This window comes from Uliginosibacterium sediminicola (genome assembly GCF_039631295.1).
In the GTDB taxonomy this organism is placed as follows: domain Bacteria; phylum Pseudomonadota; class Gammaproteobacteria; order Burkholderiales; family Rhodocyclaceae; genus Viridibacterium; species Viridibacterium sediminicola.
In genome coordinates this window covers 33363-48464 of the sequence record NZ_JBDIVE010000016.1, presented here as the reverse complement: position 1 = coordinate 48464, position 15102 = coordinate 33363, and the positions used below count along the sequence as shown (strand labels likewise).

Here is a 15102-nt window from a genome sequence, read left to right as displayed (position 1 = left end):
AGCGCGAAACCGAAAACTATAGAGAACAGTCCCTCCTCTGTCAAGGACTATTTACAGATTAATCACAGGAGAAGGCGTTTCTGTTTGCCGGATCAAGACTCCGAGCGCAGCGATACGATCAGCACATCAAGCACGTTCACTTCTATCGAGAGGCCCGCATGCCCGCACTCAAGGCATTGATCTCCCAGCTGGGCAGCCTGGCATTGCTCTACGTCATTGGCCACAGTGGCGCACTCCCGGCACTCAGTCCGCTTGGCCTGGCCGCCCTGCAGGCCGTACTGGCCGCGTTCTTCGCCTACAGTCTGCGCAGCGCCGGCTGGTGGATCGCCATCCATCTGCTGTTCATGCCTTGCGTGGTGATCACCTTCCAGGGCGACATTCCCGCCTGGCTCTACCTGCTGGCCTTTGTCGGCCTCAGTCTGGTGTACTGGTCGAGCTTCCGTACCCAGGTGCCGCTGTTCCTGTCGAGCAAGATTGCGGTGCATCGCCTGGCGGCCTGGCTGCCCGACACTACCGCGATTCGCGTTCTCGATATCGGCAGCGGCACGGGCTCGATGGTGCGTCGCCTGGCGCGTCTGCGGCCTGACTGGTCGGTCCAGGGCATCGAGACAGCGCCAGCACCGTACTGGCTGTCGCGCTACCTGTCCCGCCATCTGAATAACGCGGCGCTATTACGCGGCGACTTCTGGCAGCGCTCATTGCGCGACTTCGATGTGGTCTACGCTTTTCTCTCTCCAGTCCCGATGAGCGCTTTGTGGTCGAAGGCCGTGCGCGAGATGCGCCCGGGCAGCCTGCTAATCAGCAATACCTTTGCGATCGGACAGGTCAAGCCCGAGCATGTCATCGCAGTCGATGACCACCGGCAATCACAGCTTTACTGCTACCGCATTCCGGGCGCCAAGCAGCTGAATACACACGTTTAAGCTGCTTTATCGGTGCATCTCCGACTTATGCGGCAGGAATCCACGCGGCATGATGGCAGGCAATTGCGCTGACAGAGGAAGCATTCATGGCTGAAATCATCTGCATCATCGGCACCAAAGGCGGCACCGGCAAGACAACCCTCTCCCACATGCTGTGCTATGGCCTGTCGCTGCTCGGCCGGCGTTCGGCCTGCATCATGACTGACGAATTCCGCGACCCGCTTGATCCGGCGGGCCGCAATTACGTCGTGGCCGACGCCCGCTCGCCCAAGGCCAGAGAGAAGATGCTCGATACCCTGCGCAAGCTGCCAGGCTGGGTCGGCGTACTCGATGGTGGCGCCAACCGCACCGATACCGACCAGTCGCTGTATCAGTATTCCAGCCTGGTGCTGCTGCCATTTCGCGACTCTGCCGAGGATCTGCGCGCCGTTTGCCAAGATCTGGAACGCTATCCGCGCGCCTGGGCCCTGCCCTCACAATGGCCAACCAATGCCTGGCAGCAGGACGCCTCGCTACGTCTGCTGGACACTTTGCCGGCACATCTGCGCGGGCGCGTGCTGGACCCGGTGTTCGCCGTCTCGTCCTCCAAATTGCTGCTGCAGCATCAATTGCCGGAAAGCCTGCCCACCGTGCTCAACAATGCAGCACGCGCACTCGCTGATCGTGCGCTGGATCTGGCTGCGGAACATGAGAAGCCCGGCGCACAGCCGGTGAATGATTTGATGCCGCTGAGCGGAGCACACACACGACCAAGCATCACCGCAGACTGGAGCGGCGGTCTGCGCCACTGAGCGGATCGTTCAGCCGCGCAAGCCCTGACGAGCGAGTACGACAAGGGCTTGCGCGCGATTGGCAACATCCAGCGCGCGCAAGATGGCGGAACAATGAACCTTGACGGTTCCTTCGGCCAGACCGAGCAGTTCGGCAATCTCGCGATTGGTACGCCCCTCAACCATCAGCTCCATGACACGGGTCTGGGCCGTGGTCAGGCCATATTGCTCGGCGATTGATTCGACGCTGCGCTTTTTCGAACCACGCTGAACCCCCATCTCGGCCAGGCCCGGCGTCACGATACCGCCACCCAGCACGGTTTTGACCGCATCGATCAGCTGCTCGGTCGACAAGGTCTTGGGCAAGAAGCCCGAGGCCCCCGCCTTCAGCGCCCGCTTGACCGAAGCCTCGTCGGTCAGGGCCGACACCACGATGACAGGAATGGAAGGGAAACGATGCGCCAGCACGGAGAGGAGCGAGAAACCGCTCATATCGGGCAGCATCAGGTCGACCAGTACGAGATCGAAGTCACGCTGCGCCTCAACCAAAGCCAGCGCCTCCTGCCCGCAGGAAGCCTGCGAAAAGATGCACTGCAAGTCGAGGCGGTCAAGCGCACGCACCATGGCTTCACGCACCAAGGCGTGGTCTTCGATAACCAGAATCCGGCATTCCTTCATTGCGGACAACCCTGAGAGCGCATGCATGACATAACACTAAGAATATCACAGCAGCAAGTCTGCACCGCAGCAATCGCTAGGCAAGACGCGGTTTATCTGCCATCAGGACTGCTTCGCACAGATGCACCAATACATTTGTTCTGCCTGTCGCTACACTGTGTGATCGCTCTACGGCACTGTAGCCCGAGAACTTGATCCTGCCATGATCAATGATCAACAAATCCAACTAAATAAACAAAACCCCTCTTAAACAGACCTTCCCTTTCAGGCACAAATCGACAACATCGCACAACAGTCCATTAAGATCGTCCGTTCAGGTCAGGCCCGACGCATGCCGTCGACCTTATTACGCAGCTGCTTTCGAGAATCGTCCTATTTTCATGCGCTGCCTGCGCCTCGCACTGATCCTGCTGTTTGTTGCATGCACATGCTGGCCTCAGGCACAGGCAGCTACGGTGCTGGTTGTGCTCAGCGAACCTCGCGGCGCATATACCGAATTTGCTGAAGCGTTTCGCCTGGAACTCAAACGCGACGTCGCGCCTGGTACTGAACTGCAATTCATCGACTGTGATCAGCTGGCCGTGCAAGGTTTGCCAGAAAGCCAGATGATCGTTGGTGTCGGCAGCCGTGCCGCCGAGATGCTCAGTATCCGCGAAGGCAAGACGCCACTCCTGCTGAGCTTGCTGACGCGCAACAACTACGAGCGCCTGCCCCAACCACGGCGCGATGAGCGCAAGCAGGTGGGGCTCTTCATCGACCAACCGCCAGCGCGCTATCTGGATTTGCTGCGCATCGCGCTGCCGCAGGTCAAGCGTATCGGCGTCATGAGCAGCCGTGAGAGCCACGACACGGCATTGCGTTTGTCCCAGCTGGCCGGTGCGCGCAGGCTGCAAGCGCAGATCGAACACATCGCCAATGACTCGGACATCGTACCGGCCATCCAGCGCCTGCTGCAGGACGGTGGTGTCCTGCTGGCCACGCCGGATGCCAGCATCTACAACGCGCAAACCTTGCCAAACATCATCCTGGGCGCCTACCGTTTGCGTGCGCCGGTGATGGGCTTCTCGCCGGTTTATGTAAAATCCGGAGCTGTGCTCGCGCTGTACTCGACGCCGGGCCAGCTTGGCACGCAATCGGCCGATATCGTCCGCAGCATGTTGAGTGGGGCCACGGTCCCCGCCCTGCAATATCCTCGTTTCTTCTCGGTAGGCATCAATATGGCAGCGGCGCGCTCGCTGGGCATCGAAATCGAAAGCGAGACGCTCATCCACGACAAGCTTGAACGTATGGAGCGCAACGTTCCATGATCTGGCGTAATCAGGACATCCGTGCCCGCGTCCTGCTGGTGGCGATCGTGCCAACGATCGTGCTGGGCTTCCTGCTGACTGCAATCCTGACTTTCTCGCGTCTGCACGACCTCGAAGAAGCCTTGCAGCAGCGCGGCCAGGCGCTGGCCCGCCAGCTGGCCGCCGCCTCGGAGTTCGGGCTGTTTGCCGGCAACCGCGAGATGCTCTCTCAGCTGGCTAATTCTGCCCTGTCGCGCTCCGATCTGCAGGGCGTGTCGATTTTTGACAGCAATCACAACCTCCTGGCCGTCGCCGGCTTGCAGGCGCACGCCTCGGATCCGCGCCTGCCATACCAGTCGATCACCCAGCTGGGCAACAATCTGCTGCGCATCGCCGAGCCGGTGGCCGCGACAACTGCCGCGGACGAATCGCCTTACGCACTCTCCGACGGCGAGCCGCTTCCGGACAAACCTGCTGCCCTGGGCGAGATCGTGTTGCTGATCTCGCTGGACCGGCTCGACAATCGCAAGCAATCCCAGGTGCTGGCGGCGGCGGGAACGCTGCTGCTGGTGCTGGCGATCACCGCCGCCCTGGCGGCATGGATGAGCCAATCGGTCAGTCGCCCCATCCACAAGATTGCCAAGAGCGTGGCGGACATTGGTCGCGGCAGACTGGATACACAAGTTCCCATCGAGGGCGGCGGCTCATTGCGTCAGCTGGCCGAGGGTCTCAACGAGATGACGCAGCGCCTCCAGCGCTCACGCGAGAGCCTGGAGCAGCAAGTGGCGATTGCCACGGCCGAATTGCGCGAGCGCAAGGAGGAGGCGGAACACGCCAATCTCGCCAAATCGCGTTTCCTGGCCGCCGCCAGTCACGATTTGCGGCAGCCGATGCACGCCTTGGGCCTGTTCATCGCCGACCTGGCCAACAAGGACCACAACTGCGAAACGCGCCAGCTCATCGAACGCATCTCGGCCTCAGCCGAGGCGATGGAAAACCTGCTCGACAGCCTGCTGGACATCTCCAAGCTCGACGCTGGCGTGGTGACCGCCAATCCTCACCCCTTCGCGCTGGGTCCCTTGTTCGAACGCATCGCCGAGGAATACCAGCATGACGCGGCAGACAAAGGCCTCACGCTGCGCGTGGTACCGACACGCTACTGGATCGACAGTGATCCGATGCTGTTCGAACGCATCCTCATGAATCTGGTCACCAATGCGCTGCGCTACACCACGCGCGGAGCGGTCATGGTGACGGCGCGCAAGCGTGGCAGCCAGATCCATATCGAGGTACGCGACAGTGGCATCGGCATTCCCAGCGAAGCGCAGGACAGCGTGTTCCAGGAATTTGTCCAGCTGCACAATCCGGCACGTGATCGCAGCAAGGGCCTCGGCCTGGGACTGGCCATCGTCCGACGCCTGGTGGCCCTGCTCGGTCACAGCATCGATCTGCGTTCGCAGACCGGCCGTGGCGCGGTCTTCAGTATTGCGGTCGAAGCGGCACGTCCGCAGGAAAACCAGATCAGCGAACACCGCGCCATCAGCAATCTGGTCGGTCTGGTGGTCGCCATCGTCGATGACGATACCCTGGCCATGGAGAGTCTCGCGGGCCTGCTGCGTGCCTGGGGCTGCTACGTGGTGTCGGGTGAGAGCATGGCGGCGCTGATCGAGGCACTCAACGACAACGAAGTGGTGCCGCAAGTGCTGATCAGCGACTTCCGCCTGCCCGGCCCGCACAATGGCCTCGAAGTGATCGCCAACCTGCGCCAGCGCTACGGCCCCGCCCTGCCCGGCCTGCTGCTCTCCGGCGACACCGGCCCCGAAGTCATTCGCCGCGCCACCGAGCTAGGCATTCCGCTACTGCACAAGCCGGTGCGCCCGGCCAAATTACGTGCCGCTGTCGTCCATGTCTTCAACCCCGAGCATGAACTCGTTCAGGGCAGCGGGACAGGCTGACATCGCGGTACTATTGAACACTGCGATACCCCCTCGCCCCCACACCGCCGTCCATGCCGCTGGAGCCCAAGATGAGCAGTCCGCCCGAAAACAATCACTTCGATTTCATGCGCCAGATGTGGAGCAATATGGGCTTCGGCCTGCCTGGCATGACGGCTCCGACCATGGATGCCGATGAAATCGAACGCCGCATCAATGATCTCAAGGCGGTCGAAGGCTGGCTGAAGATCAATCTGTCGATGCTGCAGATGACCATCCAGGGGCTGGAGGTCCAACGCGCAGCGCTGTCGGCGGTGCGCGCCATGAGTCAGAGCGGTAGTGCGGAAGCGGGCAATCCCTTTGCCAACCCGGCCCTGTGGGCCTGGCCGTTCATGCCTGCAGCCGATGCCGCCAAGACCGAGACCAGCCCACCGCCACCCGCCGCCACGGCGGACGAAACACCGAAAAACAGCCGGAAGAAATGAGTGCCTGTCTTGCCAGCAGCGCCTACGCCCTTGCCAATGACTGGCACCTGGCGCTGGAACACGCGATCCACCGTTTGCAGCGCATCGACGGCGCCAATCTCGGACTGATCTACTTCTCCGACCGCTTCAATGGCGTCAGCGCTGCGCTGATCGAGCGCCTGCGTGCCGCCACCGGCGTGAACGACTGGGTCGGCGCCAGTGGTATCGGCGTGCTCGGTGCCGGCGAAGCCGAGCTGGATGCGCCCGCCATCTCCTTGATGCTGTTCCGGCTGCCGGCAGACAGCTTTCGCGTGTTTTCCGGCCGCAACCCCCTGCCGCGCGACTTCGCTGCATATGGCGCGCTGATTCACGGCGATCCGGCGACACCGGACATGAGCGACCTGATCCTCGACATGGCCAGCAAGGTGCGCTCGGACAATGTCTGCGGCGGTCTGGCCAGCGGCCACTCGAAGACCCTGCAGATTGCCAATGCGCCGCTCAATGGCGGCGTCTCCGGCGTGGCTTTCGATGAGCGCATCCGCCTGGTGACCGGCCTCAGCCAGGGCTGCGTGGCCCTGCCCGGCAGCTGGCGCGTCACCGGTGTCGAAGAAGCGGTGATCACGGAGCTGGACGGACGCCCGGCACTGAAGGTTTTCCGCGAAGCCATCGGCCCTGCACTGGGGGCCGATCTGCGCCGTGCCACGCGCAATCTGCAAGTCGGTCTGTGCGCCGAGCCCGGCGTGCAGCGCGCATTCGCAGTGCGCCATATCACCGATTTCAACCTGCGCCAGGGCAGCTTCGCGATCAATGACCAGGTCAGCGAGGGCCAGCACCTGCTGTTCGTCAAGCAGGATGCCGAATCCGCCGCCAGCGATTTTCGCCAGATGCTGCTGGGTCTGCGCCAGGCCTGCCCGGAGCCGCCGGTCGCCGGCATCTACATCAGCGCGGCCGGCCGCGGTGCGGCCTTGTTCGAGCGTGACGACAGCGAAGTCGCGATGATCGGCGAAGTCTTCGACCAGCTGCCGCTCTGCGGATTCTTTGCATCCGGCGAGATCGCCAACTGCCGCCTGCAAGGCCTGACCGGTGCGCTGACCCTGATTTTCTAAAAAAGCAGTCCCCCTTTCATCTTTCAAACGGAGTGTTTTGCACATGACGCAACCCGCAGCAGAAATCTTCAAGGCCTATGACATCCGTGGCATCGTCGACAAGAGCCTGACCGTTGAAACCGTGCGCGGCATTGGCCAGGCGCTGGGCAGCGAAGCCCTGGCGCGTGGTCAGAAGGCCATCGTCATCGGCCGTGACGGTCGCCTCTCCGGCCCCGCCTTTGCCGCCGCGCTGGCCGAGGGCATCACCGCCGCCGGCATCGATGTCATCGACATCGGCTGCGTCGCCACGCCGATCACCTATTTCGCCGCCTACCATCTGGACACCCACAGCTGCGTGTCGATCACCGGCAGCCACAACCCGCCCGACTACAACGGCCTGAAGATGGTGCTCGGCGGTCAGACGCTGTACGGCAACATGATTCAGGACCTGCGCCGCCGCATCATCGAAAACGACTTCGCCCACGGCGCCGGCAAGATCTCGCACACCGATGTGCGCCAAGCCTACATCGAGCGCATCCTCGCCGATGTGAAGCTGGCCCGCCCGCTGAAGATCGTGCTCGACAGCGGTAACGGCGTCGCCGGCAACACCGCGCCCGAGCTCTACAAGAGGCTCGGCTGCGAACTGGTCGAGCTGTTCTCCGAAGTCGACGGCAACTTCCCCAACCATCACCCGGATCCTTCCAAGCCGGAAAACCTCGAAGACGTGATCGCCGCGCTCAAGAGCAGCGATGCCGAACTCGGCCTGGCGTTCGACGGTGACGGCGACCGCCTCGGCGTGGTCACCAAGGATGGCGAGATCATCTACCCGGACCGCCAGCTGATGCTGTTTGCCGCCGACGTGCTGAGCCGCGTGCCCGGCGGCCAGATCATTTACGACGTCAAATGCACGCGCAACCTCGCACCGTGGATCCGCCAGCATGGCGGCGAGCCGGTGATGTGGAACACCGGCCACGCCCTGGTCAAGGCCAAGCTCAAGGAAACCGGCGCACCGCTGGCCGGCGAGATGAGCGGCCACATGTTCTTCAAGGAACGCTGGTACGGCTTTGACGACGGTCTCTACACCGGTGTGCGCCTGCTCGAGATCCTCTCGCGCAGCCCGGACGCCAACGCCATCCTCAAGGCGCTGCCGAACGCCGTCAGCACGCCCGAGCTGAACATCAAGATGCAGGAAGGCGAACCGGCCCAGCTGGTGGCCAAGTTGCAAGCGCTGAAATTCGACGGCGAAGCCGAGCGCATCACCATCGACGGTCTGCGCGTCGAGTTTGCCGACGGCTTTGGCCTGGCGCGCTCCTCGAACACCACGCCGGTTGTCGTGCTGCGCTTCGAGGCAGACAATGCCGCTGCGCTCGAACGCATCCAGGCGGTGTTCCGCGAGGCCATCAGCGCTGCCTGGCCCGGCCTGACGCTGCCGTTCTAAGTCCTCATGGAAGCGGCCGGCCGAAACCCGGTTGGCCGCTTCGATCACCACGCAACACACGGAGGTCCGAGATGCCTGAACTGAAGAAACCTGACTGGGAAGAGCTGGGTGGCGGCGTCAAACGCCGCATCGTCGCCGACGGCACGCAATTGATGCAGGTGGAAGTGCACTTCCAGCCTGGCGCCGAAGGCTATATGCACAGCCATCCGCACGAACAGACGACCCTGGTGGTCTATGGCGGCGGCACCTACACCATCGTCGACCAGCAGTACGAAATGCGCCAGGGTGACGTGATCTTTGTCCCCAGCGGCCTGCCACATGGTTTTCTCGCCAAACAAGGCGAGGAAACCCTGCTCTACGACACCTTCAGCCCGCCGCGCGAAGACTTCCGCAAGGCCTGATCGCGATCACTCCAGCCAAAGCCCGTCCGCCCTCCGGCGCACGGGCTTTTTTATTCACCCAGCTTCAGATGTTCGAACACAAGGCGCGATGCAGGGGATGCATGCGCGGCCGTTTGCTCAGCGCGCCCTGCACATCGCCACCGAACGACGCCTCCTGCATGAAGAAGCCATCTGGCTGATGCTTGGCCGCGCGCTTGGCTGCCGCCGCCGCAGTGGCCACATCCTCGTGGCAGGCCAGCGCCCCCGCTTCGACGCGCACCACACCAATCACCAGCGAGCTGAGCGGGAAGAAGCTCGGATTGCCGTGGCGATCCTCCGACTCGATCCCCTTGCGCTCAAGTGCCTCAGCGTCGTAGAGGCTGCGGCTGCGCGTATTGAAGGCCTCGATCACCGCACGGCAGCGCGCTTCCCAGTCTTCGCTCTGCATCAGCACCACGAAGTCGTCGCCACCGACATGGCCGACGAAATCGCGCAGCGGATCGCAATGATTGAGCAGCAAGCTGGCGACCAGACGGATCATTTCATCGCCCCGCCAGTAGCCGTAGCAATCATTGAAGGGCTTGAAGTGACGCAGATCGCAATAGCACGCGACAAAGGGCGCCTGCCCGGTCAGCAGGCGATCAATGTGCTCACTGATCGGGATATTGCCCGGCAAGGCGGTCAGCGGATTGGCATGGCGTGCCGCCTCGATGCGAAGCTCGGACACCGCGCGCACCAGGCGCTCGCCGGTGCCCAAGCCGACATAGCGCCCCTCGTGGCAGATGATGAAGCCATCGACCAGATAGCGCTGGTCGTCGCCGCGCAAGACATCGACCAGATTCATCAGCGGCGTGTCCTGCTCGATGATCAGCGGTGCGCTGTTCATGAACAGCGAACATGCCTTACGGTCGTAGAGTTCCTTGTGATACGGCTGGGCATAGCGATCGATGAAGGCCTGGTGATTGATCAGGCCCAGCGGGCGCATATCGTCGGACACCACCGCCACCGCGTGCAGGGCCGGCTGCTCCATGAAGCGCCGCGCCAGCTCGGCATTGCGCATATTCGCCGACACCGGCGGCACCGGCGCGATCAGCGTCTCAGCCGTCAGACTGCTATGCACGGCCGTGCGCACTTCCGGAAACACCGCCAGCTGGCGCGCATGCAGGGTATCGAGCACGGCTTGCGGCAGAGTCTGCTGCACCAGCGGCGCCGGGCGCCCGAGCAGGAAGCCCTGACCGTAGCAGATGCCCATGTCGCGCAGCACGGCCAGGTCGGCATCCGCCTCGATGCCCTCGGCCACCAGCTTGCCGCCAAAGCGCTCGGCGATGTACTTGAGCACCCGCAGCACCTCGAAGCGCTCATTGTCGGCATGCACGCCCTGCACGAAGTGCTTGTCGATCTTGACCAGATCGGGGCGCAACTCGGTCCAGGCGCGCAGGCTGGAACGGCCATCGCCAAAATCATCCAGCGCCAGCAAAACACCCGCACTGCGCCAGGGCGCCAGCGCAGCCTTGTAGACCTCGGGCTGGGTGACGCGATCATGCTCGGTCAGTTCGACGATCAGACGTGAGGACAGGATGCCCATGCGCTGCGCGTAATCGAGCAAGGCCGCACGCTGCTCGGCCTGCGAACCGACCAGCGCATGCGGGCTCAGATTGAGCAGCAACTTGCCGCTGCTGCGCTGGCGGGCGAATTCGCGGATTGCCAGACGGCAGCAATGCAGCTCCAGCTCGATGCCGCAGGCCTCGCGCGCAGCCGCCGCAAACAGCGCGTCGGGGCGATGCAGGGGCGTCTCCTGCGGGCCACGCACCAAGGCCTCGTAACCGAACAGACTGGCCTCGCCCAGGTGCGCAATCGGCTGGAACACCACCGACAGCGCATTGTTCGCCATCAGTGTGCGGACGCTGCCCAGGCCGGCTTCTTCTATGACTTGCATGACTTCGATCCTCGAAAGACGCCGCCCACCACCTGGCGGCACTCTGTGATCGGCCACATTGTTCATTGCTTGAATGAAGCTTTTGTGAAGCTTGCGCCCGCGCGCCGCGCCCAAAAGAAAAGGCCCGGACAAGCCGGGCCTTGGTATTGAGCGAAACGAGGATCAGGCGGGCGCCGTTTCCAGTTCGTCGAAGTGCAGCTTGACCTCGCCCTTGTCGTCGACATCGATGCTGACCCGACCACCGCTGGCCAGACGGCCGAACAGCAGCTCGTCGGCAAGCGCCGAACGGATGGTGTCCTGAATCAGGCGCGACATCGGGCGGGCGCCCATCAGCGGATCGAAACCCTTTTCGCACAGCCAGGCACGCAGCGCGTCGGAGAAGGTCGCATCGACCTTCTTCTCTTGCAGCTGGGCTTCCAGTTGCAACAGGAACTTGTCGACCACGCGCATGATGATCTCGCGATCGAGCGGCTTGAAGGAGATCGTCGCGTCCAGACGGTTGCGGAACTCCGGCGTGAACAAGCGCTTGATCTCGCCCATTTCGTCGCCCGGCGCCTTGCTGCTGGTAAAGCCCATGGTGCTCTTGGTCAGCGCTTCCTGGCCCGCATTGGTGGTCATGATGATGATCACATTGCGGAAATCGGCCTGACGCCCGTTGTTGTCGGTGAGCTTGCCGTGGTCCATGACCTGCAGCAGGATGTTGTAGATGTCCGGATGCGCCTTCTCGATTTCGTCGAGCAGCAGCACGCAATGCGGCTTCTTGTTCACCGCTTCGGTGAGCAGACCGCCCTGGTCGAAGCCGACATAGCCCGGAGGCGCGCCGATCAGGCGGCTGACCGCGTGACGCTCCATGTATTCGGACATGTCGAAGCGCACCAGCTCGATACCCAGGGTGTAAGCGAGCTGACGTGCGACCTCGGTCTTGCCGACACCGGTCGGGCCGCTGAACAGGAAGGAGCCGATCGGCTTGAGCGGATTGCCCAGGCCGGAGCGCGACATCTTGATCGCCTTGGCCAGCGCGTCGATGGCCGGATCCTGACCGAAGACCATGTTCTTCAGGTCGCGGTCCAGATTGGCCAGCGCGGCGCGGTCGTCATTGGAGACCGAGCGCGGCGGAATGCGTGCGATCTTGGCCACGATGTCCTCGATCTCGCCCTTGCCGATGGTCTTCTTCTGCTTGCTCTTGGGCAGGATGCGCTGCGCAGCACCCGCCTCGTCGATCACATCGATGGCCTTGTCCGGCAGATGGCGGTCATTGATGAAGCGCGCCGAGAGTTCGGCCGCGCTGGTGATCGCCGCAGCCGAATACTTGATGCCATGGTGCTCTTCGAAACGGCTCTTGAGCCCCTTGAGGATCTCGATGGTTTCGGAGACAGAAGGCTCGTTGACCTCGACCTTCTGGAAGCGACGCGACAAGGCGTGATCCTTCTCGAAGATCGTGCGGTATTCGTTGTAGGTGGTCGCCCCGATGCACTTCATCTGCCCCGAGGAGAGCGCTGGCTTGAGCAGGTTGCTGGCGTCCAGCGTACCGCCCGAGGCAGCGCCCGCACCGATCAGGGTGTGGATTTCATCGATGAAGAGGATCGCGTTCTGGTTCTCGACCAGTTGCTTGAGCACCGCCTTCAGGCGCTGCTCGAAGTCACCACGATACTTGGTGCCGGCCAGCAGGGCACCCATGTCGAGCGCGTAAACCTGGGCGTTTTCAAGCACTTCGGGCACCCGGCCTTCAACGATGCGGCGCGCCAGACCTTCGGCAATCGCGGTCTTACCGACGCCAGCTTCGCCAACCAGCAGCGGATTGTTCTTGCGGCGGCGGCACAGCGTCTGGATGACGCGTTCGAGTTCCTTGTCGCGGCCGATCAGCGGGTCGATCTTGCCGACCAGGGCCTGCTGATTGAGGTTCTGCGTGTAGCTTTCCAGCGCGCCACCGGCACCGGCGGCTTCGCCCTCGCCGTTCTCGGCAGACTCTTCGGACTTGCTGCCTTGCGAAGGTTGCGCTTGCGACGGCGTCTTGGCGATGCCGTGCGAAATGAAATTGACCACGTCGAGACGGGTAACACCCTGACGTTGCAGGAAGTACACCGCGTGCGAATCCTTCTCGCCGAAGATGGCAACCAGCACATTGGCGCCGGTCACTTCCTTCTTGCCCGAGGATTGCACATGCAGGATCGCACGCTGGATGACGCGCTGGAAGCCCAGGGTCGGTTGCGTGTCGATCTCTTCCGAACCCGACACGGTCGGCGTGTGCTCGGCGATGAACTTGCTCAGCTCACGCCGCAGCTCGTCGATATTGACCGCGCAGGCGCGCAGCACTTCGGCGGCGGAAGGATTGTCGAGCAAAGCCAATAGCAGATGCTCGACGGTAATGAACTCATGGCGCTTCTGACGCGCTTCAACAAAGGCCATGTGGAGACTGACTTCCAGCTCTTGCGCAATCATTTACTCTTCCTCCATCACACAGGCCAAAGGGTGCTGATGCTGCCTGGCAAAACTGCTGACTTGCTCGACCTTGGTCGCGGCAACATCACGCGGGAAAACACCACAGATTCCCCGTCCATCACGATGAACTTCGAGCATCACACGCGTGGCGCGTTCCCGGTCCATCGAAAAAAAGCGTTGCAGGACCGTTACTACAAAGTCCATCGGGGTGAAGTCGTCGTTGAGCAACAACACCTTGTATAAACGTGGCGGCTGAACTTTCGTCCGCTCAGCCTCAAGTATCGATTCGGTATGTTTGCGGGTTGCCATGCGACCCATTCTAATCGCTTCAAACTGAACTTCAATACAAGGTTTGTCACAGTCTGATAACGCTGCTCGCGCTTTCAAAACACCGCCAAACCCGCCCGCGCTGTGTTGCATCCGATACATTCGCGGCACAGCGCCACAACATTTCTGACAAAAAACTTCACAACACACACATTGCAGCGCAACAAAGCTTTCAATGTCCAGTGTCTTGCAGCTCCGCTATGCCCTAGATCAGGACACATCCTGTAATTACAAGCCTCAGCACTGATTCTCTGCACTTTACAGCTAGCAACACGCATGCCGAGCAGCGCAAAGCACTTTTCGATTTTGATAAATCCTTCCGCAGCGCCGCATTTTCAGCGCTGCACCACACCTTGACGGCGCCTTTGCCATGGCGTACAAGCCCGCTGTGCCCGAACGGCAGCCAGCACTCACACGATGGCACGCAATTGGGGCGCCCTGGTTCCTGACCAGGACCTCCAGAGGCGGTTCGGACAAGTCGCCGATGTTTGTAAGACACCAAAAAAGAGTTAGAGGAAGACGAGATGGCAACCGGTACTGTTAAGTGGTTTAACGACGCAAAAGGCTTTGGCTTTATCACCCCCGATGATGGCAGCGAAGATTTGTTCGCACATTTTTCTGCCATCACCATGAACGGCTTCAAGTCGCTGAAGGAAGGTGAAAAGGTCTCCTTCGACGTGCTGCAAGGCCCCAAGGGTAAGCAAGCCTCGAACATCCAGCGCGCATCCTGATCGCTGCGCAGGTGTCAGGAGGCGGCCAGGCGCCAGTTGCGCGCCCGCCTGTGGCACACTCCAAGGCCCGCTTCTGCGGGCCTTTTTCATTGCTCCCGATCCATGTCACGCATCATCCTGCTCAACAAGCCCTACGGCGTCCTCAGCCAATTCACCAGCGAACTGGGACACCGCACCCTGGCCGATCTGGTCAGCGTGCCGCATGTCTATGCCGCCGGCCGGCTCGACGCCGACAGCGAGGGCCTGCTGCTGCTCACCGATGATGGCAAACTGCAAAACAGCCTCGCCGATCCGCGCCACAAACAGCCGAAGACCTATCTGGTACAGGTTGAAGGGGAGCCGGATGAAACGGCGCTGGCGCAGCTGCGCGCAGGTGTCGAGATCGATGCGCGGCGCACCCTGCCCTGCCAGGCGCAGGTGGTGGCCGAGCCTGACTGGTTATGGAGCCGCGAGCCGCCGGTGCGCTTTCGCAAGAGCGTGCCGACCGCCTGGCTGCAAATCGTGCTGACTGAAGGGCGTAACCGCCAAGTGCGGCGCATGACCGCCAAGGTCGGCCTGCCGACGCTGCGCCTGATTCGCCTGTCGATCGGTGAATGGTCGCTCGGCGAACTGCAGCCCGGCCAATGGCGTGATGCGCTGCCACCGCCGACCGTGCGGCGCAGCTGGCGCGTACGCAGCTGAAGGCAGGGGCTTGGCGCACACAGCGCCAAG

14 protein-coding genes are annotated in these 15102 nt (G+C 62.2%); 10 read left to right on the top strand and 4 right to left on the bottom strand.

The window, feature by feature from the left end:
* Nucleotides 1-158 precede the first annotated feature (158 nt).
* Both ABDB84_RS19185 and ABDB84_RS19180 read left to right on the top strand, forming a co-directional pair.
* On the top strand, nucleotides 159-923 hold the full coding sequence (locus ABDB84_RS19185) for a class I SAM-dependent methyltransferase (RefSeq protein ID WP_345921397.1): 765 nt from the start codon (nucleotides 159-161) through the stop codon (nucleotides 921-923).
* An 86-nt stretch (nucleotides 924-1009) separates the two neighbouring features.
* On the top strand, nucleotides 1010-1714 hold the full coding sequence (locus tag ABDB84_RS19180; RefSeq protein ID WP_345921396.1) for a nucleotide-binding protein: 705 nt from the start codon (nucleotides 1010-1012) through the stop codon (nucleotides 1712-1714).
* A gap of 9 nt (nucleotides 1715-1723) precedes the next feature.
* On the opposite strand, the gene ABDB84_RS19175 is transcribed toward ABDB84_RS19180, so the two are convergent.
* Nucleotides 1724-2371, bottom strand: coding sequence for a response regulator (locus ABDB84_RS19175; protein ID WP_345921395.1), 648 nt, complete (start codon nucleotides 2369-2371; stop codon nucleotides 1724-1726).
* A gap of 464 nt (nucleotides 2372-2835) precedes the next feature.
* Between ABDB84_RS19175 and ABDB84_RS19170 the strand changes: the two genes are divergently transcribed.
* The 6 genes from ABDB84_RS19170 (at nucleotide 2836) to ABDB84_RS19145 (ending at nucleotide 8979) form a co-directional block, all read left to right on the top strand.
* Nucleotides 2836-3678, top strand: coding sequence for an ABC transporter substrate-binding protein (locus ABDB84_RS19170; protein WP_345921394.1), 843 nt, complete (start codon nucleotides 2836-2838; stop codon nucleotides 3676-3678).
* Entirely contained in the window at nucleotides 3675-5612 is a 1938-nt protein-coding gene (locus tag ABDB84_RS19165; protein ID WP_345921393.1) for a hybrid sensor histidine kinase/response regulator, read from the top strand. The genes ABDB84_RS19170 and ABDB84_RS19165 overlap by 4 nt, the downstream gene beginning before the upstream one ends.
* Nucleotides 5613-5683: 71 nt before the next feature.
* Nucleotides 5684-6076 (top strand): PhaM family polyhydroxyalkanoate granule multifunctional regulatory protein, encoded by a 393-nt coding sequence (locus ABDB84_RS19160; protein ID WP_345921391.1) that lies wholly within the window; start codon nucleotides 5684-5686, stop codon nucleotides 6074-6076.
* On the top strand, nucleotides 6073-7161 hold the full coding sequence (locus ABDB84_RS19155; RefSeq protein ID WP_345921390.1) for an FIST signal transduction protein: 1089 nt from the start codon (nucleotides 6073-6075) through the stop codon (nucleotides 7159-7161). The genes ABDB84_RS19160 and ABDB84_RS19155 overlap by 4 nt, the downstream gene beginning before the upstream one ends.
* A gap of 43 nt (nucleotides 7162-7204) precedes the next feature.
* Nucleotides 7205-8578, top strand: a complete 1374-nt coding sequence (locus ABDB84_RS19150) for a phosphomannomutase/phosphoglucomutase (RefSeq protein WP_345921389.1) — start codon at nucleotides 7205-7207, stop codon at nucleotides 8576-8578.
* Between the two features lie 71 nt (nucleotides 8579-8649).
* On the top strand, nucleotides 8650-8979 hold the full coding sequence (locus ABDB84_RS19145) for a cupin domain-containing protein (RefSeq protein ID WP_345921388.1): 330 nt from the start codon (nucleotides 8650-8652) through the stop codon (nucleotides 8977-8979).
* A 64-nt stretch (nucleotides 8980-9043) separates the two neighbouring features.
* Here the strand turns inward: ABDB84_RS19145 and ABDB84_RS19140 are convergent, their stop codons facing one another.
* The 3 genes from ABDB84_RS19140 to clpS form a co-directional block, all read right to left on the bottom strand.
* The gene (locus ABDB84_RS19140) at nucleotides 9044-10894 is read right to left on the bottom strand and encodes an EAL domain-containing protein (protein WP_345921387.1); all 1851 of its coding nucleotides are present in this window, start codon (nucleotides 10892-10894) and stop codon (nucleotides 9044-9046) included.
* Between the two features lie 162 nt (nucleotides 10895-11056).
* Nucleotides 11057-13333, bottom strand: coding sequence for an ATP-dependent Clp protease ATP-binding subunit ClpA (gene clpA, locus ABDB84_RS19135; RefSeq protein ID WP_345921386.1), 2277 nt, complete (start codon nucleotides 13331-13333; stop codon nucleotides 11057-11059).
* The gene (clpS, locus tag ABDB84_RS19130; protein ID WP_345921385.1) at nucleotides 13334-13642 is read right to left on the bottom strand and encodes an ATP-dependent Clp protease adapter ClpS; all 309 of its coding nucleotides are present in this window, start codon (nucleotides 13640-13642) and stop codon (nucleotides 13334-13336) included.
* A 542-nt stretch (nucleotides 13643-14184) separates the two neighbouring features.
* Between clpS and ABDB84_RS19125 the strand changes: the two genes are divergently transcribed.
* Both ABDB84_RS19125 and ABDB84_RS19120 read left to right on the top strand, forming a co-directional pair.
* Nucleotides 14185-14391, top strand: coding sequence for a cold-shock protein (locus ABDB84_RS19125; protein ID WP_345921384.1), 207 nt, complete (start codon nucleotides 14185-14187; stop codon nucleotides 14389-14391).
* 102 nt (nucleotides 14392-14493) lie between these two features.
* Entirely contained in the window at nucleotides 14494-15072 is a 579-nt protein-coding gene (locus tag ABDB84_RS19120; RefSeq protein ID WP_345921383.1) for a pseudouridine synthase, read from the top strand.
* Nucleotides 15073-15102: the final 30 nt, after the last annotated feature.